The 19,456-nt window shown below is 70.3% G+C and carries 18 protein-coding genes; 4 read left to right on the top strand and 14 right to left on the bottom strand.

The annotated features are described in order from the left end of the window. A complete protein-coding gene (gene cseB, locus OG206_RS18300) occupies positions 1 to 708 on the top strand; it encodes a two-component system response regulator CseB (protein WP_327117371.1) in 708 nt (235 codons plus the stop codon). Beyond that, positions 705 to 2,042, top strand: coding sequence for a two-component system sensor histidine kinase CseC (gene cseC, locus OG206_RS18295; protein ID WP_327117369.1), 1,338 nt, complete (start codon positions 705 to 707; stop codon positions 2,040 to 2,042). Before cseB ends, cseC begins: the two co-directional genes overlap by 4 nt. A 102-nt stretch (positions 2,043 to 2,144) precedes the next feature. Here cseC and OG206_RS18290 read toward each other — a convergent pair whose 3' ends face one another. Beyond that, positions 2,145 to 3,725 carry an MDR family MFS transporter gene (locus OG206_RS18290; protein WP_327117367.1) on the bottom strand — a complete coding sequence of 527 codons (1,581 nt, stop codon included), beginning with the start codon at positions 3,723 to 3,725 and terminating at the stop codon, positions 2,145 to 2,147. 132 nt (positions 3,726 to 3,857) lie between these two features. Here OG206_RS18290 and OG206_RS18285 point away from each other — a divergent pair, with 132 nt between their 5' ends. Next, positions 3,858 to 4,442, top strand: a complete 585-nt coding sequence (locus OG206_RS18285; RefSeq protein WP_327117365.1) for a TetR/AcrR family transcriptional regulator — start codon at positions 3,858 to 3,860, stop codon at positions 4,440 to 4,442. Positions 4,443 to 4,467: 25 nt separating this feature from the next. Here the strand turns inward: OG206_RS18285 and OG206_RS18280 are convergent, their stop codons facing one another. From OG206_RS18280 to OG206_RS18270, 3 genes are all read right to left on the bottom strand, one after another. Continuing rightward, positions 4,468 to 5,190 carry a M23 family metallopeptidase gene (locus OG206_RS18280; RefSeq protein WP_327117363.1) on the bottom strand — a complete coding sequence of 241 codons (723 nt, stop codon included), beginning with the start codon at positions 5,188 to 5,190 and terminating at the stop codon, positions 4,468 to 4,470. Between the two features lie 671 nt (positions 5,191 to 5,861). Continuing rightward, entirely contained in the window at positions 5,862 to 7,130 is a 1,269-nt protein-coding gene (locus tag OG206_RS18275) for an LAETG motif-containing sortase-dependent surface protein (protein WP_327117361.1), read from the bottom strand. Between the two features lie 520 nt (positions 7,131 to 7,650). Next, entirely contained in the window at positions 7,651 to 10,179 is a 2,529-nt protein-coding gene (locus OG206_RS18270) for an ATP-dependent Clp protease ATP-binding subunit (protein ID WP_327117359.1), read from the bottom strand. Positions 10,180 to 10,619: 440 nt separating this feature from the next. Here OG206_RS18270 and OG206_RS18265 point away from each other — a divergent pair, with 440 nt between their 5' ends. Then, positions 10,620 to 11,207: an SCO3374 family protein gene (locus OG206_RS18265; protein ID WP_327117357.1), complete on the top strand. Its 588-nt coding sequence runs from the start codon at positions 10,620 to 10,622 to the stop codon at positions 11,205 to 11,207. Here OG206_RS18265 and OG206_RS18260 read toward each other — a convergent pair. The 10 genes from OG206_RS18260 to OG206_RS18215 form a co-directional block, all read right to left on the bottom strand. Then, positions 11,186 to 11,521 (bottom strand): histone-like nucleoid-structuring protein Lsr2, encoded by a 336-nt coding sequence (locus tag OG206_RS18260; protein ID WP_327117355.1) that lies wholly within the window; start codon positions 11,519 to 11,521, stop codon positions 11,186 to 11,188. The two genes, OG206_RS18265 and OG206_RS18260, sit on opposite strands and share 22 nt — an antisense overlap. 144 nt (positions 11,522 to 11,665) lie before the next feature. Beyond that, positions 11,666 to 12,283 (bottom strand): amino-acid N-acetyltransferase, encoded by a 618-nt coding sequence (locus OG206_RS18255; protein WP_442805862.1) that lies wholly within the window; start codon positions 12,281 to 12,283, stop codon positions 11,666 to 11,668. A 9-nt stretch (positions 12,284 to 12,292) separates the two neighbouring features. Then, the gene (locus OG206_RS18250) at positions 12,293 to 12,727 is read right to left on the bottom strand and encodes a BlaI/MecI/CopY family transcriptional regulator (protein ID WP_327117353.1); all 435 of its coding nucleotides are present in this window, start codon (positions 12,725 to 12,727) and stop codon (positions 12,293 to 12,295) included. Between the two features lie 100 nt (positions 12,728 to 12,827). Further along, on the bottom strand, positions 12,828 to 13,007 hold the full coding sequence (locus OG206_RS18245; RefSeq protein ID WP_327117351.1) for a hypothetical protein: 180 nt from the start codon (positions 13,005 to 13,007) through the stop codon (positions 12,828 to 12,830). 70 nt (positions 13,008 to 13,077) lie between these two features. Beyond that, the gene (locus OG206_RS18240; protein WP_327122316.1) at positions 13,078 to 13,665 is read right to left on the bottom strand and encodes a hypothetical protein; all 588 of its coding nucleotides are present in this window, start codon (positions 13,663 to 13,665) and stop codon (positions 13,078 to 13,080) included. 140 nt (positions 13,666 to 13,805) lie between these two features. Then, on the bottom strand, positions 13,806 to 14,603 hold the full coding sequence (locus tag OG206_RS18235) for a type III pantothenate kinase (RefSeq protein WP_031091045.1): 798 nt from the start codon (positions 14,601 to 14,603) through the stop codon (positions 13,806 to 13,808). Then, positions 14,603 to 15,649: a carboxylating nicotinate-nucleotide diphosphorylase gene (nadC, locus tag OG206_RS18230; RefSeq protein WP_327117347.1), complete on the bottom strand. Its 1,047-nt coding sequence runs from the start codon at positions 15,647 to 15,649 to the stop codon at positions 14,603 to 14,605. Before nadC ends, OG206_RS18235 begins: the two co-directional genes overlap by 1 nt. 2 nt (positions 15,650 to 15,651) lie before the next feature. Further along, entirely contained in the window at positions 15,652 to 17,418 is a 1,767-nt protein-coding gene (locus OG206_RS18225) for an L-aspartate oxidase (protein ID WP_327117345.1), read from the bottom strand. Then, positions 17,415 to 18,431, bottom strand: coding sequence for a pantoate--beta-alanine ligase (gene panC / locus OG206_RS18220; RefSeq protein WP_327117343.1), 1,017 nt, complete (start codon positions 18,429 to 18,431; stop codon positions 17,415 to 17,417). The genes OG206_RS18225 and panC overlap by 4 nt, the downstream gene beginning before the upstream one ends. Further along, entirely contained in the window at positions 18,428 to 19,405 is a 978-nt protein-coding gene (locus OG206_RS18215; protein WP_327117341.1) for a Rossmann-like and DUF2520 domain-containing protein, read from the bottom strand. The genes panC and OG206_RS18215 overlap by 4 nt, the downstream gene beginning before the upstream one ends. Between the last annotated feature and the right edge of the window lie 51 nt (positions 19,406 to 19,456).

Here is a 19,456-nt window from a genome sequence, read left to right as displayed (position 1 = left end):
ATGGCCGAGACCCACGTCCTCTTCGTCGAGGACGACGACGTCATCCGTGAAGCCACCCAGCTCGCCCTGGAACGGGTCGGCTTCACGGTCACCGCTGTGCCCGACGGCCTGCTGGGCCTGGAGGCCTTCCGGGCGGACCGTCCGGACATCGCGCTGCTGGACGTGATGGTGCCGGGGCTGGACGGCGTCAGTCTGTGCCGCCGCATCCGCGACGAGTCGACCGTGCCGGTGATCATGCTGTCGGCGCGGGCCGACGCGATCGACGTCGTGCTGGGCCTGGAGGCCGGGGCCGACGACTACGTCACGAAGCCGTTCGACGGGGCGGTGCTCGTCGCGCGCATCCGCGCGGTTCTGCGGCGCTTCGGCCACGCGGCCGGCCCCCACGGTGCCGCACCCGGCGAAGGACCTCCGGGCGAGGCGGACGGTGTGCTGGTCTTCGGCGACGTGGAGATCGACACCGAGGGCATGGAGGTGCGTCGCGGGGGCGACCACGTGGGCCTCACCCCGACCGAGATGCGGCTGCTGCTGGAGTTCTCCTCGGCACCGGGCACGGTCCTGTCGCGGGACAGGCTCCTGGAGCGGGTGTGGGACTACGGCTGGGGCGGGGACACCCGCGTCGTCGACGTCCACGTCCAGCGGCTCAGGACCAAGATCGGGCAGGACCGGATCGAGACCGTCCGCGGCTTCGGCTACAAACTCCGCGCATGAGGCGGCTGGCGCTGCGGACCGGTGTCCGCTGGAAGATCAGCATCGCGATCGCGGCCGTGGGCGCGCTCATCGCGCTGGCCCTGAGCCTCGTCGTCCACAACGCCGCCCGCGCCTCGATGCTGGAGAACGCGCGCGAGGTACAGCTGGAGCGGCTGCTGTTCGCCCAGCGGCTCTACGAGGCGACGAACACCCAGAAGCCGTCCCCGAAGTTCGGCGCCAAGATCAACGACCCCGCGCTGCCGAAGAGCCTGCGTGAGAGGACCCGGGAGAACCGGCGCGCCACCCACGTCGACGAGTACGCGGACGGGGTACCCGACGTCTGGGCGGCCGTACCGCTGGCCAACGGCGACGTCCTGTCCCTGCACACCCGCTTCGCCGACCGCAACGCCACGGTGATGGGCGACCTCGACCGCGCGCTGGTCATCGGCTCGGTCTCGGTCGTCTTCGGCGGCTGCGCCCTGGGGGTGCTCATCGGCGGCCAGCTCTCGCGGCGGCTGCGCAAGGCGGCGGCAGCGGCCGGCAAGGTCGCCCAGGGCAACACGGAGGTACGTGTCCGGGAAGCCGTCGGCGGCGTCGTACGGGACGAGACGGACGAGCTGGCCCGAGCCGTGGACGCGCTCACCGACGCGCTGAACGAGCGGATCGAGGCCGAGCGCCGGGTCACCGCCGACATCGCCCACGAGCTGCGCACCCCCGTGACCGGGCTCCTCACGGCCGCCGAGCTGCTGCCCCCGGGACGGCCGACGGAGCTCGTACGGGACCGGGCCCAGGCGATGCGGACACTGGTCGAGGACGTCCTGGAGGTGGCGAGACTCGACAGCGCCTCGGAGCGCGCCGAACTGCAGGAACTGCGGCTGGGCGAATTCGTGGGGCGCCGGATCGGACTGCTGGATCCGGAGATCACGGTGCGGGTGCTGCACGAGTCCCAGGTGTCCACGGACCCGCGGCGGCTGGAGCGCATCCTGGGCAATCTGCTGGGCAACGCGGCCAAGCACGGCGCGGGCCCGGTCGAGGTCACGGTCGAGGGCCGGGTGGTACGGGTCCGCGACCACGGACCTGGCTTTCCCGAGGCACTGCTGCGGGAAGGGCCGAGCAGGTTCCGTACCGGGAGCGCCGACCGGGCGGGGCGTGGTCACGGGCTCGGCCTGACCATCGCGGCCGGACAGGCACGGGTCCTCGGCGCCCGGCTGACCTTCCGCAACGCGGGGCCGGCCGGGAGTGCCGACGGCATGGGCGGGGCCGTCGCGGTGCTGTGGCTGCCGGAACACGCTCCGACGAACACCGGCAGCTTCCCCATGCTGCGCCAGGACGACATGGAGCGAGGCCGGGACTGAGCCACGGGGCTCAGGCCTCCGCCGTCCTTCGCCGCAGGGGCGTACGGGCCGACGCGAAGGGCCCCGGAGGCACGACGCCTCCGGGGCCCTTCGCGTGCGCGCTCAGACGGCCTGAGACTCCTTGGCCCCCGCGGGAAGCGCCGTGCCCTCGGCCTCCGGCCCCTGCGGCTTGGCGGTACCCCGCAGCGGGACCTCCTTGACGAAGAGCGACGCCACCAGGGCGATCACCGCGACCGAGCCGCCCACGAGGAAGGCGATGTGCGTCCCCGAGGCCACGGCGTACTCGTACGCCTCACGGACCGGGTCCGGGAGCTTCGCCAGACTCGCCGCGTCCAGCTGCGCCGGCATCCCGGTCGCCGCGGCGCCGCCCCGCTCCGCCATCTCGTCCTGTACGCGCCCGGTGAACAGTGCGCCCATGATCGCCACTCCGAAGGAGCTGCCGAGCGTCCGGAACAGGGTCGTGGCGGACGAGGCGACTCCCATGTCCTTGAGCTCGACGCTGTTCTGCGCGACGAGCATCGTGATCTGCATCAGGAAGCCCATGCCCGCGCCGAGCACCGCCATGTAGACGCCGGAGGTGAAACGCGTGGTGCCGGTGTCCATGGAGGCCAGCAGGAACAGGCCGACGACCATCAGGATGCTGCCGATGATCGGGAAGACCTTGTACTTCCCGGTGCCGGTGGTGACCCGGCCCGCGATCAGCGAGACGACCATCATCGAGAGCAGCATCGGCAGGAGCAGGAGTCCGGAGTTGGTCGCGGACGCGCCCTGCACCGACTGCTGGAACAGCGGCAGGAAGAGCACCGCTCCGAACATCACGAAGCCGGCCATGAACCCGACGACCGACATGAGGGTGAAGTTGAGGCTGCGGAAGATGTGAAGCGGGATCACCGGCTCGGCGGCCTTCGTCTCGACGAAGACGAAACCGACGAGGGAGGCCACGCCGAGCGCGACGAGCTCCATGATCACGGCAGAACCCCAGGCGTACTCCGTACCGCCCCAGGTGGTGACCAGCACGACCGCGGTGATACCCACGGTGAGGAGGGCGGCGCCGAGGTAGTCGACCCTGGCCTTCCCACGCTCCTTGCGGGGCAGGTGCAGCACGGCGGTGACCATCGCCAGCGCGAGCACGCCGAGCGGGATGTTGATGTAGAAGCTCCAGCGCCAGCCCAGGTGGTCGGTGATGGTGCCGCCGACCAGCGGTCCGCCGATCATGGCGATCGCCATGACGCCGGCCATCATGCCCTGGTACTTCCCCCGCTCGCGCGGGGGCACCAGGTCACCGAGGATCGCCATGACGCCGACCATCAGGCCGCCCGCTCCGAGGCCCTGGACCGCACGGAACCCGATCAGCTGACCCATGTCCTGGGCCATACCGCTCAGCACCGAGCCGATCAGGAAGATCACGATGGACGTCAGGAAGATGCCCTTGCGTCCGTACATGTCGCCGAGCTTGCCCCAGATGGGGGTGGAGGCCGCAGTGGCGAGGGTGTAGGCCGTCACCACCCAGGACAGGTGTTCCAGTCCGCCCAGGTCACCGACGATGGTCGGCATCGCGGTGCCGACGATCAGGTTGTCGAGCATGGCCAGCAGCATCGTGATCATCAGCGCGAGTACCACCACCCTGACGCTGCGCGCCTGCGGTTCGGCCGGGCCGGCCGCCGCCTTCTTCAGTTCCGCCATGTCGTCATTCCCCTGATCCCCTGGTGCCCGGTCCGCCGACCCGGCACTTACTTGCCGCCCGGCTAGTTGGCTACACTGAGGAAAGTAGACCCGTAACTAGCCGGGCGTCAAGTAAGTTCTTGGGAGAGTCGCATGGGCAGCACGCCGCAGCCGCGCCGGGGCAACACCCGCCAGCGCATTCAGGACGTCGCCCTGGAGCTCTTCGCCGAACAGGGCTACGAGAAGACGTCGCTCCGCGAGATCGCCGAGCACCTGCAGGTCACGAAGGCGGCGCTCTACTACCACTTCAAGACCAAGGAAGACATCCTCAACAGCATCTTCGAGGACCTGAACCGGCCGGTCGAGGAGCTGCTGGAATGGGGCCAGGAGCAGCCCCGCACGCTGGAGACGAAGAAGGAGATCCTGGTCCGCTACAGCGAGGCGCTCAGGGCCGCCGCACCACTGTTCGTCTTCATGCAGGAGAACCAGGCGACGGTGCGCGAGCTGAGCATCGGCCACACCATCAAGCACCGCGTCATCGCACTGGTCGACCTGATCAAGGAACCGGACGCCCCGCTCACCGACCAGGTGCGCTGCTTCACCGCACTGATGGCCATGCACGCGGGGGTCTTCGCCCTCAGAGACGCCGAAGGCGACCCCGAGGAGAAGCGCGAAGCTGCTCTCGAGGTCGCCATCGAGCTGGTGACCAGGGCCCATGACCCGGGATCCGCCGCTTAGCGGCAGGAATCACGCGTCAGGCGTCTCAGACGTGGACGTGTTCGGCGTGCAGGTAGGAGACCGGGTTGATCGCGGAACCGTAGTTCGGGGTGTTGCGGATCTCGAAGTGCAGGTGAGGACCGCTGGAGTTACCGGTGTTGCCGGACTTGGCTATCTCCTCGCCCGTCTTGACGCGCTCGCCGACCTTGACCTCGATCTTCGACAGGTGCGCGTACTGCGAGTACTTGCCGTTGGCGTGCTTGATGACGATGGCGTTGCCGTACGCGGGACCGTCACCGGCGCCGTTCGGGCCCGCCTTGACGACCCGGCCGGTGTGCGCGGCCTCGACCTTGGTGCCGATCGGCACCGCGAAGTCCTGACCGGAGTGCTTGTGGGCCCAGCGGTCGCCGCCCACACCGAAGGTGGCGCTCAGCTCGTAGTGGCGGACCGGGACCTCCCACGACACGGCCTTCTTCTTCGCGGCGGCCTTCTTCTTGGCAGCCGCCTTCTTCTTGGCGGCGGCCTTCTCGGCCTTGTCGGCCTTCGCCTTGTCCGCGGCCTTGGTCTGGGCGGTCGCCTGCTGAGCGATCGAGGTGGCGGTGGCCGCGCCGGCGAGGGCCGCGGTGTCCGCAGTGCCCGTACTGCCGGACGCGAACGCCGCGCCCGCGCCGAACACCATCGACGCACCCAGGCCGACGGCCACGACGGCGCCACTGACGCGGGGCATGGACGGGCGGCGGGAGTGCTGGAACGTTACGCGCTTCGACATGCGGTGAGTACCTCCGGGGTGACTGGACCCGGTGCTCGACCGGGCTTGCTCCACCTTGGTAACCCGCACCCCCAGCAACACTCAAACGCCCCATCTACGATCAAAAGCCGTAGTTGAAGGGCGGGGGAATTACCGTGACTGCCGACCGGAATCGCCGTGGGCGATCTTCCGGGCAAAAATCGCAGATCGGGTTTAACCCCAGCTCCAAAGCCATCCTTCCTGGGCACGGACTATCAAACAGGGCAAATCACCACATACGCCGAAAGGCTCAGCCGACGCGGGCCGAAAGTCCCTGCGCCACCCCCCAGGCGTACTCCTAACGGCCGTAGTAGACCCAAAACGGCTGTGCGCCTTGTCACCGCCAGTGGGCCCGAAGCCTGTCCGTTTCGGGACCTTCGGCCCCATGCTCCTTACGCCGACGGACGCGTACCGGCCAGGGGCTCACCGACCGCGGGTGAAGGCCGGAGCCCGGCTACGGCTACGGCTACGGCTACGGCTACGGCTACGGCTACGGCTACGGCTACGGCTACGGCTACGGCTACGGCTGAACGCCCTGGCCTGTGGCCGGAACCGGGCTGGTCAGCATGACGGGCCTGACACCGGTAGGTGTCGGGCCCGTCGGGCGTTCAGTGCGCGGGGCGGGGCGCCCGGCGGGCGCCCCGCCTCACGCGTCAGGCGTGCGCGCCGGCCTTGCGGCGGCGGGCGGCGAACACCGCGCCCGCACCGATCGCCAGGGCGGCGCCACTAGCGAGGGCGAGCTGCGATGTCGCCGAGGACGAGCCCGTGGCGGCGAGGCTGCCGCCCACGGGAGCGGACGACCCGCCGCTCTGGGGCTTGATACCCGAGTCGGCCGGCTCGGTGGTGCTGGGCTTGGCGTCACCGGTGGCCGGCTTGCTGCCCTTGGCGGCGATCAGGAACTCGTAGCCCTCGAGGTCGGGGCTGCCACCGCACGTGCCGTTGTCGTTCCAGTAGTCACCGGCGACGAAGGTGACGCCGTTGCCCGCAGGGGCCTTGGCGTCGATCGTGAGCCGCATCTTGATGTCCGCGTGGGCGCCGGCCTTCAGCGGGCTGATGGCGTCCATGTAGTGCTCGTTGTCGACGTTCTTCCACGTGCCGGAGGATCCGGGCGACCACTGCAGGTGCACCAGGTCGCCGAGGTCCTTGATGCCGCTCTTGTCGGTCGCGTGGACGTAGGCGAACGGGTACACCTCGTCCATCGTCCTGCCGGTCCCGTTGGTCACCCGGAGACGGAAGTTGACCTTCGTGCCGGCGACGACCGTGGACGGCAGGCCCGTGACGACCGTCTTGAGCTTGGCCTCGGGGACGCACTCCTCGTCGTCCTCGCCCTCCTCGATCGCCTTGGCCAGTGCCTCGTCGGCGGCGGTCTTCTGGGCGAGCGCCTCCTCGGTGGCCTTCTGTGCCTGGCCGATCGCCCGGGCCGCGGCCACCCGCTCGTCGTCAAGCGTGTCCTGGGCCTCCAGGACCTTGGCGTCGGCGTCCTCCTTGGCCGTGGCGGCGGTGCCGGCGGCCGTCTCGGCCTCGGTGACAGCTGCCGTCGCGGCGGCCTTCTGCTCCTCTGTGGCGTCGTCCGGGAGCGCAGCCAGCGCCGCCCGCGCGTCGACGAGCGCCTGGTCGGCGGCGTCCTTCTCGGTACCGGCCGCGACCGCTGCGGCCTGAGCCGCCTTGACCGCCACGACGAGCGGAGCGGTGTCGGACGCGAGCGCCTCCAGAGCCGCCTCAGCGGCGTTCTCGGCCTCCACGGCGCTGTCATACACGGCCTTCGCCGCAGCGGCGGCCTTCTCCAGCTCCGCGATGGACGGCTTCTCCTGCGTCTGTGCCGCCGGCTTGCCGTCGGCGAACGCGGGGGTGACGGACAGCAGGAGCACGGGGGTGGTCACCGCGGCGGCGACGGCTGTGGCAAGAATCCGGCGAATCTTCACAAGAGCCCTTCGGGGTCCGGAGAAAGAGATGAAGGGGTCGCAGCGGAATGGGACACGCAGACGCGACTCGGAGTGATCGTATGGCCGGGACAGCGGTCGCTCGTCACAGTTTCTTCACCCCTTCCGGTCAGCAGCCGAGCACAGGGGGAGACAGAAAAGACGAAAGGGTGCAGTTGCTTTCACTGCGTGCACTTTCGGTGTGAGGAACACCACACGAACCTGAAAGCGCCCCTCCACGTATCCGCGCCCGCCCGCCGGGCATCGCCCCGGCACGGCAACGGAAATTCCTTACCCGCAGAGCCTCATCGGGATCGGTGGCCCGCGCGAGAGGTGTGTACGAGCCCGGCGACGACGCCCCGGGGGTTGTCACTCGCCATCGCTTCCTGCACCGGTCCCGGCCCGGCACAGAACCGATAAGAAAAGGGGCTGCCCCGGACGATGACCGGTCAAAAAAAAGGGGCTGCCCCGGACCGTTCATCGGTCCGGGGCAGCCCCTTCGACGCTCAGGCGCTTGGCGCCATCACGCTTCCTTCGTCAGATTCGGGCCGGCGCCACCTGCCGCCTGCTCGATCGGCGGGACGTCGGGCAGTGCCGACTTCTCCTCGCCACGGAAGGAGAACTTCTTCTCCTCGCCCTCACCCTCGGTGTCCACGACCACGATGTGACCGGGGCGCAGCTCGCCGAAGAGGATCTTCTCGGAGAGGATGTCCTCGATCTCGCGCTGGATCGTCCGGCGCAGCGGCCGGGCGCCCATCACGGGGTCGTAACCCTTCTTCGCCAGGAGCGACTTGGCTTCCGAGCTGAGCTCGATACCCATGTCGCGGTCCTTGAGACGCTCATCCACCTTGGCGACCATCAGGTCGACGATCTGGATGATGTCTTCCTCGGTGAGCTGGTGGAAGACGACCGTGTCGTCGACACGGTTGAGGAACTCGGGCCGGAAGTGCTGCTTGAGCTCTTCGTTGACCTTGACCTTCATCCGCTCGTAGTTCGTCTTCACATCGCCCTGAGCGGCGAAGCCCAGGTTGAAGCCCTTCGAGATGTCCCGCGTCCCGAGGTTGGTCGTCATGATGATGACCGTGTTCTTGAAGTCCACGACCCGACCCTGGGAGTCGGTCAGGCGACCGTCCTCCAGAATCTGGAGCAGGGAGTTGAAGATATCGGGGTGGGCCTTCTCGACCTCGTCGAAGAGGACGACGGAGAACGGCTTGCGGCGCACCTTCTCGGTGAGCTGGCCACCCTCTTCGTAGCCCACGTAACCGGGGGGCGAACCGAAGAGGCGGGAAACCGTGTGCTTCTCGCTGAACTCCGACATGTCGAGGGAGATCAGCGCGTCCTCGTCGCCGAAGAGGAATTCGGCGAGTGTCTTGGAGAGCTCCGTCTTACCGACACCGGACGGGCCGGCGAAGATGAACGAGCCACCGGGACGCTTCGGGTCCTTCAGGCCGGCCCGCGTACGGCGGATCGCCTGCGAGAGGGCCTTGATGGCGTCCTTCTGGCCGATGACGCGCTTGTGGAGCTCGTCCTCCATGCGCAGCAGACGCGAGGACTCCTCCTCGGTCAGCTTGAACACCGGGATGCCGGTCGCGGTGGCGAGGACCTCGGCGATGAGCTCGCCGTCGACCTCGGCCACGACGTCCATGTCGCCGGCCTTCCACTCCTTCTCCCGCTTGGCCTTCGCAGCCAGCAGCTGCTTCTCCTTGTCGCGGAGCGAAGCTGCCTTCTCGAAGTCCTGGGAGTCGATGGCCGACTCCTTGTCGCGGCGGACGCCCGCGATCTTCTCGTCGAACTCGCGGAGGTCCGGCGGCGCGGTCATCCGGCGGATGCGCATCCGGGAACCGGCCTCGTCGATCAGGTCGATCGCCTTGTCCGGCAGGAAGCGGTCCGAGATGTAGCGGTCGGCCAGGGTGGCGGCCTGGACCAGCGCCTCGTCCGTGATGGAGACCCTGTGGTGGGCCTCGTAGCGGTCGCGCAGGCCCTTGAGGATCTCGATGGTGTGCGGCAGCGACGGCTCCGCGACCTGGATGGGCTGGAAGCGGCGCTCGAGCGCGGCGTCCTTCTCCAGGTGCTTGCGGTACTCGTCGAGCGTCGTGGCACCGATGGTCTGCAGCTCGCCTCGCGCCAGCATGGGCTTGAGGATGCTCGCGGCGTCGATCGCGCCCTCGGCGGCACCCGCACCCACGAGGGTGTGGAGCTCGTCGATGAACAGGATGATGTCGCCGCGGGTGCGGATCTCCTTGAGGACCTTCTTCAGGCGCTCCTCGAAGTCACCGCGGTAGCGGGAGCCGGCCACCAGCGCGCCGAGGTCGAGGGTGTAGAGGTGCTTGTCCTTGAGGGTCTCGGGCACCTCGCCCTTCACGATGGCCTGGGCCAGGCCCTCGACGACGGCCGTCTTGCCGACGCCGGGCTCGCCGATGAGCACCGGGTTGTTCTTCGTGCGGCGGGACAGCACCTGCATGACCCGCTCGATCTCCTTCTCGCGCCCGATGACCGGGTCGAGCTTGGACTCACGAGCGGCCTGGGTGAGATTCCGGCCGAACTGGTCGAGCACCAGGGAAGTGGAGGGCGTGCCCTCCGCAGGGCCGCCCGCGGTGGCCGCCTCCTTGCCCCCCGAGTACCCGGAGAGCAGCTGGATGACCTGCTGCCGCACCCGGTTCAGGTCGGCACCCAGCTTCACGAGGACCTGGGCGGCGACGCCCTCGCCCTCGCGAATCAGGCCGAGCAGGATGTGCTCCGTGCCGATGTAGTTGTGGCCGAGCTGAAGGGCCTCGCGGAGCGACAGCTCCAGGACCTTCTTGGCCCGGGGCGTGAAGGGGATGTGACCGGACGGGGCCTGCTGGCCCTGACCGATGATCTCCTCCACCTGCTGGCGGACCGCCTCGAGCGAAATCCCGAGGCTCTCCAGGGCCTTAGCGGCGACACCCTCACCCTCGTGGATCAGGCCCAGGAGGATGTGCTCGGTGCCGATGTAGTTGTGGTTGAGCATCCGGGCTTCTTCCTGAGCCAGGACGACAACCCGCCGCGCGCGGTCGGTGAACCTCTCGAACATCGTTAATCGCTCCTCAGAGCGGTCAGGCAGTAAGGGGTCGGTCCCCTCCCTGTCCTTCCGCAGCTTAGTCCCGCAAGCGGGGACCGCTCATTTCAACTGCCGACACCCGGCCTGCTTCCCGGGGGGATCTCCTGCCCCGAACGCCGACAACTGCTCCAACCCGATGGTGCGAGACGATGTTCCCGCAGGCCAGGCAGATAGCCCTTTCGCCAGTACGCCGATGGCGAACGTGAGACGCTTTTGCCCGCGTGTCGCCCCTTCCCACTAGGGATGTCTTACCCGCACTCACTGACAGTCCATGCGGCGCACCCCCGTTTCCTCCGCTACGGGCGAACAACTTCGTGCTGCCGGGTGCTCCCGCGCGCCCCCACCGACCGCACGCAGCGCACCCGATCATGAGCGGTGCGTAACTTCGAGGTGGGCTCGGCAGTTCATCGGACATGGCTTCCCTCGTCCCGCCGCCCCGCTCGTCGTCCGAGTCCGAGGGCTGGGCCCGGTGGTACGCCCAGGAGCTCGGCTGGGCCACGACGGGCACCTCGCCGCTGCGGCTTCTGACGGGGCTGCACTTCGACGTACTGGAACTGCCTGCCGCGGCAGGTCACGCGGCACTGAGCCGGGTGGGGCGCACGGGCCCCGTCGCGTTGGCGGGGCAGCGGATGCTGCTGCTGGTCGCCGCGGGCGGCGCCGACGAGCTGCCGGGGCTGCTCGACTGGCTGGAATGGGGCGGCATCGCTCTCGACCTGACCGCTGTCGGTCCGGGCGGGCACATGATCGCCCCGGCGCCACCCGGGGTGGCGTCAGCGGGCTCACCGGGGGCCGCGGTCTGGCTGCGGCCACCCGGATCCGGCCAGGGGGCGGAGGCGTCGCTCCCGGCCCTGGGCGGCTTCGGGAGCAGGGGTGGGGATGCTCCCGATCTCGTACGGCTCGTGGACGCGGCGGCGACGGAGTGCCACCGGGCCAGGCTCACGCACGCCCGGACGAACCTGCGGGCCCATCGCCCGACAGGTCAGCCGTTGGCCTTCTCGTAAGCCTCACGGATCTCGGCCGGGACACGGCCGCGGTCATTCACGTTGTGGCCGTTCTCGCGGGCCCACTTGCGGATCTCGGCGGTGTCCTTGTTGCCACCCGCGACCGCACGGCCCTTGCCGCGGCCGGTCGCTGCGCGGCCACCGGTGCGACGACCACTCTTGGTGTACGGCTCGAGAAGACCACGGAGCTTGTCCGCGTTCGTCGTGGTGAGGTCGATCTCGTAGGTCTTGCCATCCAGAGCGAACGTCACTGTCTCGTCCGCCTCGACACCGTCGAGGTCATCAACAAGAAGGACCTGAACCTTCTGTGCCACCGGATTTCCTTTCATCGAAAATGCAGTACGCGGAAAGGAAACCGCTTTTCCCCGGAAAACACAAACCCCTGGGAGAGGTTCAGGAGCGCAAGAACGCGGGAAACATGCGCGATTCGGACATAGGGCTCCGCCCACTTCCCCCGGTCACAGGTGCAGAAGCATCCGGCTGTTGCCCAAGGTGTTCGGCTTCACTCGTTCGAGACCCAAGAACTCCGCGACACCCTCGTCATAGGAACGAAGCAGCTCGCTGTAGACATCTCCGTCGACCGGCGTCTCTCCGATCTCCGTGAAGCCGTGCTTCGCGAAGAACTCGACTTCGAAGGTGAGGCAGAAAACCCGGCGGACACCGAGCCAGCGCGCGGTCTGCAACAGCTTGCCCAGAACCTGGTGTCCGACTCCGGCGCCCTTGATGCCGTGGTCGACGGCGAGAGTACGGACTTCCGCGAGGTCTTCCCACATCACGTGGAGTGCGCCGCAGCCGATGACACGGGCGTCCTCGTCGCGTTCGGCGACCCAGAACTCCTGGATGTCCTCGTAAAGCGTCACCGTCGCTTTGTCGAGCAGGATGCCTTCGGTGACGTAGCCGTCAAGGAGTGCGCGGACCGACGCGACATCACTTGTCCTGGCGCGCCGGACGGTGATGGCCGGCCCAATTACCGACGGGTCGGTATGAACTTCTGGTGCGGATCCTGTTTCCGGCCGGGTACGGGCTCCGGTTCGCGTCTCGTTCCGGTGCTCGGTTCGCGGTTGCTCAGAGGACATCCCCCGACGCTATCGCCCGCTCTGCGGCGGCGCTTCATCGGCCGCCCCACCGTCTCCGGACGGACTCTCGGCAGGTTCGGGCAGGGTGGGCGCGACGACGCGCATGGCATCCCCGAGCGCCTCCCGCTGCTCCGCCGACATCATCCCGAAGAACGCGACCAGAGCCGCTGCGGGGTTGTCGCTGTGGGACCAGGCTTCGTTCATCAGTGCGGCCGAGTATGCGGCGCGGGTGGAGACGGCCGTATATCGATATGCCCGGCCGTCGACTTCCCGGCGCACCCAGCCCTTCTGATGGAGATTGTCCATTACCGTCATCACGGTCGTGTAGGCGATGGAACGTTCCTGTTGCAGGTCCTCGAGAACTTCCCGCACGGTGACCGGGCGGTTCCATTGCCAGACCCGTGTCATCACGGCGTCTTCCAGCTCTCCCATTTGGCGAGGCACAGCGCCACCTTAGTGCTAGATGTCTGGAATGGGATAATTCCGGAACGACAAAAGGGCGCACGGCTCCGAGGAGCCGTGCGCCCTTCATGTCAGGTACGAGTCAGACGCCCTCGGGCCGCGGGGCCTGCTGCACCGATTCGGCCCGGGCGATCGCCGCGTCCACGGCGGCGTCCTCCTTGGCCTTGTTCGGGCCGCCCTGGCTCTTGATGATCGTCACGACGAGACCGATGAAGAAGACGGCCATCACCACGGGGGGCAGGAGCGCGGAGAAGTATTCCATGCCTCCAGAGTAGCGAGCCCGGCATTCCGGCCACTCCCGGGCACCCCGCGAGTCGCGGCGCGCAGGCCGGTCAGGACACCGCGCGCTCCTCCGGCGGCGGCGCGGGCGCGGGACGGCGGCGCGGCGGGAAGACCTCGGAGGGCTTGGGCATGGGCCGCTCCCCCGGGCCGGCCGGCTGCTTGGGACGGGGCGGCACGGGCGGCCGTTCCGGCTCCTTGGCCGCGGCCAGTCCGCCGGGAAGCGCCAGCAGGCGACGCCGGGGTGCGGGTGCCGTGACCGCTGCCGCGCGCCCCGCGAGCCGCGCCCGCACGGAGCGCTCCGCGAGCACCTGGCAGCGCTCCAGGAGCGCCGCGGCGACCGGCCCGGCGCGCAGGGCACGCAGGGCGGCGAGGTCGTCGGGGCGGGGGTCGTAGCCGGCCGCGAGGGCGTCCTGGAGGAGCTCCAGATAACCGCTGAGCGACCCGGGGAGGGCGTCGCGGTAGCGGGCGAGATCAGCGAGGAGGAAGGCGCGCAACCGTCCCGCCTCGCTCACCGCCTCGTCCACCGCGCCCGCGAGTCGCAGGCAGTCCTGGACGTCTTCTTCCGGCAGGGGCGTGGGGTGGAGGGCGTTGGCGAGAGCGCGTCGGAGCACCCGGAGCTCGTCCGCGCTGAACGCCATGCCGCCGCGTGATCCGTAGGGCGTGGGCATGACGCGACAATACGTGCTAAATGGACAAAATCCGCTTAACTGGCCGCCCGGCGGCGCGGCGTCCCACTCCGTGCCGCCGGACTGTTCCCGCAGGTGGCCGCAGGCGGGAGCTACATCCGGGCGATGTTGCGCTCGTAGACCAGACGCAGCCCGATCAGCGTCAGCCAGGGCTCGTGCTCGTCGATGACGGAGGACTCCCCCAACACCATCGGAGCAAGGCCACCCGTCGCGATGACCGTCACCTCGTCCGGGTCCGCCGCCAGCTCCTTCTTCATGCGCTCGACCACGCCGTCGATCTGGCCCGCGAAGCCGTACACGATGCCGGACTGCATGGCCTCGACCGTGTTCTTGCCGATCACACTGCGCGGCCTGGCCAGCTCGATCTTGCGCAGCTGCGCCCCTTTCACGCCGAGGGCCTCGACCGAGATCTCGATACCGGGCGCGATCACGCCGCCCGTGTACTCACCGCGTGCCGAGACCGCGTCGAAGGTGGTGGCCGTGCCGAGGTCGACGACGATGGCCGGGCCGCCGTAGAGCTCGACCGCCGCGACCGCGTTGATGATGCGGTCCGCGCCGACCTCCTTCGGGTTGTCGGTCAGGACGGGCACGCCGGTCTTCACGCCCGGCTCCACGAGGACCGCGGGGACGTCGCCGTAGTAGCGCCGGGTGACCTCGCGGAGCTCGTGCAGGACGGCGGGGACCGTCGAGCAGATCGCGATGCCCTCGATGCCGTCACCGAGCTCGACACCGAGCAGCGGGTGCATGCCCATCAGGCCCTGGAGCAGCACGGCGAGCTCGTCGGCGGTACGGCGGGCGTCGGTGGAGATCCGCCAGTGCTCGACGATCTCCTCGCCGTCGAACAGGCCGAGGACGGTGTGCGAGTTCCCGACGTCGATCGTGAGCAGCATCAGCCGTCGGCCCCGTCGGTCGGCGCCGCCTCACGGAAGTCGAGGCCGATGTCGAGGATCGGCGAGGAGTGCGTGAGCGCGCCGACGGCCAGGTAGTCGACACCCGCCTCGGCGTAGGCACGGGCGGAGCCCAGGGACAGCCGGCCGGAGGACTCCAGCAGCGCACGGCCACCGACGAGGGCGACCGCCTCGGCGGTGGCGGACGGGGTGAAGTTGTCCAGCAGGATCAGGTCCGCGCCGGCATCGAGCACCTCACGGACCTGCTCCAGGGTGTCGACCTCGACCTCGATCGCGAGCTCCGGGAACGCCTTCCTGACCCGCGTGAACGCCTCGGCGACGCCCCCGGCCGCGATGACGTGGTTGTCCTTGACCAGGGCCGCGTCCACCAGTGACATGCGGTGGTTGACGCCGCCGCCGCAGCGCACGGCGTACTTCTCCAGCGCGCGAAGCCCCGGGGTCGTCTTGCGGGTGTCGCGGACCTTGGCCTTCGTGCCTTCGAGCACGTCGGCCCACGCGCGGGTGGCGGTCGCGATGCCGGAAAGCCTGCACAGCAGGTTGAGCGCGCTGCGCTCGCCGGTGAGCAGGTCACGGGTACGGGTGGTGACCGTGAGCAGCTTCTGGCCGGGCACGACGCGGTCGCCGTCCTCGACGTGCCGCTCGACCTCGAACTCGTCGGTGCAGACGATGGAGAGGACGGCCTCCGCGACGCGCAGTCCGGCGACGACGCCCGCCTCGCGGGCGGTGAAGTCACCGGTGGCGACGGCGTCCTCGGGGACGGTCGCGACGGTGGTGACGTCCTCTCCCCCGTCGAGGTCCTCCTCGATCGCGACGTGGGCGATGTCCTCGACCTGGACGGGGTCCAGTCCGGCGTCGGCCAGGAGCTGGGCCAGGGCGGGGTCGAGACCGCACTCCAGGCCGTCGGGGTCGTAGCCGTCATCACAGCCGCAGCCGTCGCCGCAGCCACCGCCGGACGCGGCGGGGGCGCCGATGTGGATCAGCGGTACGTCCACAGGCGTGGGGCGCGGATTCTCTTCGGGCGTGCTCACGGTTACGGCTCCTCGGGGGCGTCGGCGGGGTGGTTCGGGAGGCCTGCAGGCAGTGCGGAGTCTGCCGGGTCTCCGGGGCGTACGGGCGGGAACGCGGAACTGTCCGTCGTGCGGACGACGGGCAGCAGGTCCTGGTCGACGCGGACGACCAGGTGACGGCGCCAGGTGTCGTCGTCGCGGTCGGGACGGTCCTCGCGCCAGTGGCAGCCCCGGGTCTCCTCGCGCTCCCGGGCGGCGGCCACCAGGACCTGTGAGACGAGGAGGAGGTTCGTGGCCTCCCACGCCTCCACCCCCGGCACGGCGTCCTTGCGACCGCCCTCGTCGGCGGTCGCGGTCCGGCCGAGCGCATCCAGTTCCCCGGCCGCGGTGGTGAGGCTCGCTGCCGAGCGGATGACTCCGGCGCCCTTCGTCATGATCCGCTGGATCGTGGTCCTGGACTCCGCGGTGAGCAGTGGCACGGCGCGCGATCCGGCGGGGTGCGCCTCGGGGGCGGGCCCGTCGGCGGCGCCGTTCCGGGGGATGTGCGCGGAGCCGGTGATGTCGGCCGCGATGCGTTCGGCGAAGACCAGTCCCTCCAGGAGGGAGTTGGACGCCAGTCGGTTGGCCCCGTGGACGCCGGTGCAGGCGACCTCACCGCAGGCGTAGAGCCCCGGCACGGTCGTACGGCCCCGCAGGTCGGTGCGCACGCCGCCGGAGGCGTAGTGGGCAGCCGGTGCGACGGGGATCGGCTGCGTCACGGGGTCGATGCCGTGGCTTCGGCACGCGGCCAGGATCGTCGGGAAGCGCTGCTCCCACATGGCGGCACCGAAGTGCCGGGCGTCGAGGTACATGTGCTCGGCGCCCTGGAGTTGCATCTGGCGGGTGATGGCCTTCGCGACGATGTCGCGGGGTGCCAGCTCGGCCAGCTCGTGCTGCCCCAGCATGAACCGGGTGCCCGTGGCGTCGACGAGATGGGCGCCCTCGCCCCGGACCGCCTCGGACACCAGCGGCTGCTGGCCCTCGGAGCCGGCACCGAGAAACAGGACGGTCGGATGGAACTGGACGAATTCGAGGTCCGAGACCTCGGCGCCGGCACGCAGTGCGAGGGCCACTCCGTCGCCCGTGGAGACCGGCGGATTGGTCGTGGCGGAGAAGACCTGGCCCATGCCACCGGTGGCGAGCACGACGGCGGGGGCGCGGACGGCGCCGACGCCGTCGTGCTGGCCCTCGCCCATGACGTGCAGGGTGACGCCCCGGGCGCGGCCGTCGGCATCCGTGAGCAGGTCCAGGACCAGGGCGTTCTCGATGGTCTGCAGGGCCGCCGAGCGGACCGCCTCGACCAGGGCGCGGGAGATCTCCGCCCCCGTCGCGTCGCCGCCGGCGTGCGCGATGCGCCGGCGGTGATGGCCGCCCTCGCGGGTCAGGGCGATCGCGCCGGTGTCCGTCGTGTCGAAGTGCGCGCCGGTGCCGATGAGCCGCCGGACGGCGTCGGGGCCCTCGGTGACCAGGGCACGCACCGCGGTCTCGTCGCACAGTCCGGCACCGGCGACCAGGGTGTCGTCCAGGTGCTGTTCGGGGGTGTCGCCCTCGCCGAGGGCGGCCGCGATGCCGCCCTGGGCCCAGCGGGTGGAGCCGTCGTCGAGGCGGGCCTTGGTCACGACGACGGTGGCGAGACCAGCGGCGGCGCAGCGCAGGGCGGTGGTGAGACCGGCCACGCCGGAGCCGACCACGACCACGTCCGCGTCGATGGCCCAGCCGGGGGCGGGGGCGGTCAGCCGTATTCCGGTCATGTGAGGGCTCCGAGGGTCAGCGGGATGTTGTCGATCAGGCGGGTGGCGCCCACCCGCGCCGCGACGGCGAGGACCGCGTCGCCGCTGTCCCGGTCGTCCGGGATCTCGGTGAAGTCGGCGGGGTCCACGAGCGCCACGTAGTCCAGGTCGAGTGGCACCGCCTCCCCGGCCGCCTCTTCCAGGACGGCCTGCGCGGCGGCCCGTACGTCGGCGGGCGCGACGGTCGGCCGTGCCAGTGCGACCGCCTGGGAGTCGGCCGCGGCACGGGCCTCGCCGAGCCGGGTGAGGGCCGCGGCCCTGCCGCCGTGCTCCGGGAGCGCCAGGGCGCGGACGTGGAGCGCCTTCTGTGCGGCCAGCCGGTCACGGGCGGCGAACAGGGCGCGGGGCAGTGCCAGCGCGGTGCGGCGCTCGTCGGCGGAGAGGAAGCGGTTACGGCTGGACAGCGCCAGGCCGTCGGGGTCCCGGACGGTCGGCACGGCGACGATGTCGATGCCGAAGTTCAGGTCGCGCACCATGCGGCGCACCAGCGCGAGCTGCTGGGCGTCCTTCTGCCCGAAGTACGCCGCGTCCGGCCGGGTGAGGTGGAGGAACTTCGCGACGACGGTGAGCATCCCGTCGAAGTGCCCGGGGCGGGAGGCGCCTTCGAGCCGCTCTCCCATGGGGCCGGCGGTGATCCTGACCTGGGGGTCCCCACCGGCGTAGACCTCGTCGACGGCCGGGGCGAGGACGGCGTCGGCGCCTGCCTCCGAGGCCAGCGCGAGGTCGGCGTCCAGCGTGCGGGGGTAGCGGTCGAGGTCTGCGGCCTCGCCGAACTGGAGCGGGTTCACGAAGACGGTGACGACGACCTGGCCGTCCGCCCCCGCGGCGGCGCGGGCCGCCCGGATCAGGGTGGCGTGGCCGTCGTGGAGCGCCCCCATCGTCATGACGACGGCACGGTGGTGACCGCCGGCGGGCCGGCCGAGCGCATCCAGTTCGGCCGCGGTGCGCAGCAGGGTGGCGGGTGCGGTGGTCATCGCTTCTCCCCCGGTCCGGAAGCGTCCGGACCTTGTGTGCCGTTCTTCCCGTACGCCGCGTTCGCGCTGTCCGACAGGACGACGAGGAGGTCCTCCGCGGACTCGGGCTTGAGAAGGCCGTGGTCCAGCGCCCGGTCGGCCGTGGCGCGGGCCATGGCGAGGTAACCGGCCACGGCCTGCGGGGCGTGCGTCCGCAGCTCGCTGACGTGTGCGGAAACGGTTCCGGCGTCGCCCCGGGCCACGGGCCCCGTCAGCGCCGCGTCTCCGGAGCGCAGGGCGTTGTCGAGTGCGGCGCCGAGCAGCGGGCCGAGCATCCTGTCGGGTGCGCCCACCCCCGCCTTGTGGAGCAGTTCCATGGACTGCGCGACCAGCGTGACCAGGTGGTTCGCGCCGAGGGCGAGTGCGGCGTGATAGAGCGCCCGGGACTCCTCCGCGATCCACTCGGGCTCGCCGCCCATCTCGATGACGAGCGCCTCGGCTGCGAGCCTGAGCTCCTCGGGGGCGGTGACACCGAAGGAGCAGCCGGCCAGGCGCTGGACGTCGACGGGGCTGCCGGTGAAGGTCATCGCGGGGTGCAGCGCGAGCGGGAGGGCGCCCGCCCGCAGGGCGGGGTCGAGGACCCGGGTCCCGTAACGCCCGGAGGTGTGGACGATGAGCTGGCCCGGCCGCACGGCGCCTGTCTCGGCGAGACCTTCGACCAGGCCGGGCAGCGCGTCGTCCGGGACGGTCAGCAGGACGAGCTCGGCCCGCGCGAGGACCTCGGCGGGCGTCACCAGCGGGACGTCGGGGAGCAGCGCGCCGGCCCGTCGCACCGAGGCGTCGGACACGCCCGACACGGCGACCGGACGGTGCCCGGCGAGCTGCAGGGAGGCGGCGAGGGCGGGCCCGACCCTGCCCGCGCCGACCACGCCGACGGTGAGGCGTGCGGGGCGGTCCCTCGCGTCGAGGGATTCCTTGGAATCTGATGCGTTCACGCGGCTAAGGCCTTCCGTTCCAGTCCGCGGGGGGTACCGGACGATTCCTCT

This window comes from Streptomyces sp. NBC_01341, assembly GCF_035946055.1.
Classification (GTDB): Bacteria; Actinomycetota; Actinomycetes; order Streptomycetales; family Streptomycetaceae; genus Streptomyces.
The sequence above is the reverse complement of the archived record's forward strand: the minus strand, read 5'-3'. Positions and strand labels throughout refer to the sequence as shown.

What these genes read in the sequence shown, in the direction of transcription:
- cseB (WP_327117371.1), top strand. Translation starts at nt 1, where the DNA reads ATGGCCGAGACCCACGTCCTCTTCGTCGAGGACGACGACGTCATCCGT.
- cseC (WP_327117369.1), top strand. Translation starts at nt 705, where the DNA reads ATGAGGCGGCTGGCGCTGCGGACCGGTGTCCGCTGGAAGATCAGCATC.
- OG206_RS18290 (WP_327117367.1), bottom strand. Translation starts at nt 3,725, where the DNA reads ATGGCGGAACTGAAGAAGGCGGCGGCCGGCCCGGCCGAACCGCAGGCG.
- OG206_RS18285 (WP_327117365.1), top strand. Translation starts at nt 3,858, where the DNA reads ATGGGCAGCACGCCGCAGCCGCGCCGGGGCAACACCCGCCAGCGCATT.
- OG206_RS18280 (WP_327117363.1), bottom strand. Translation starts at nt 5,190, where the DNA reads ATGTCGAAGCGCGTAACGTTCCAGCACTCCCGCCGCCCGTCCATGCCC.
- OG206_RS18270 (WP_327117359.1), bottom strand. Translation starts at nt 10,179, where the DNA reads ATGTTCGAGAGGTTCACCGACCGCGCGCGGCGGGTTGTCGTCCTGGCT.
- OG206_RS18265 (WP_327117357.1), top strand. Translation starts at nt 10,620, where the DNA reads ATGGCTTCCCTCGTCCCGCCGCCCCGCTCGTCGTCCGAGTCCGAGGGC.
- OG206_RS18255 (WP_442805862.1), bottom strand. Translation starts at nt 12,283, where the DNA reads ATGTCCTCTGAGCAACCGCGAACCGAGCACCGGAACGAGACGCGAACC.
- OG206_RS18245 (WP_327117351.1), bottom strand. Translation starts at nt 13,007, where the DNA reads ATGGAATACTTCTCCGCGCTCCTGCCCCCCGTGGTGATGGCCGTCTTC.
- OG206_RS18240 (WP_327122316.1), bottom strand. Translation starts at nt 13,665, where the DNA reads ATGGCGTTCAGCGCGGACGAGCTCCGGGTGCTCCGACGCGCTCTCGCC.
- OG206_RS18235 (WP_031091045.1), bottom strand. Translation starts at nt 14,603, where the DNA reads ATGCTGCTCACGATCGACGTCGGGAACTCGCACACCGTCCTCGGCCTG.
- OG206_RS18225 (WP_327117345.1), bottom strand. Translation starts at nt 17,418, where the DNA reads ATGACCGGAATACGGCTGACCGCCCCCGCCCCCGGCTGGGCCATCGAC.
- panC (WP_327117343.1), bottom strand. Translation starts at nt 18,431, where the DNA reads ATGACCACCGCACCCGCCACCCTGCTGCGCACCGCGGCCGAACTGGAT.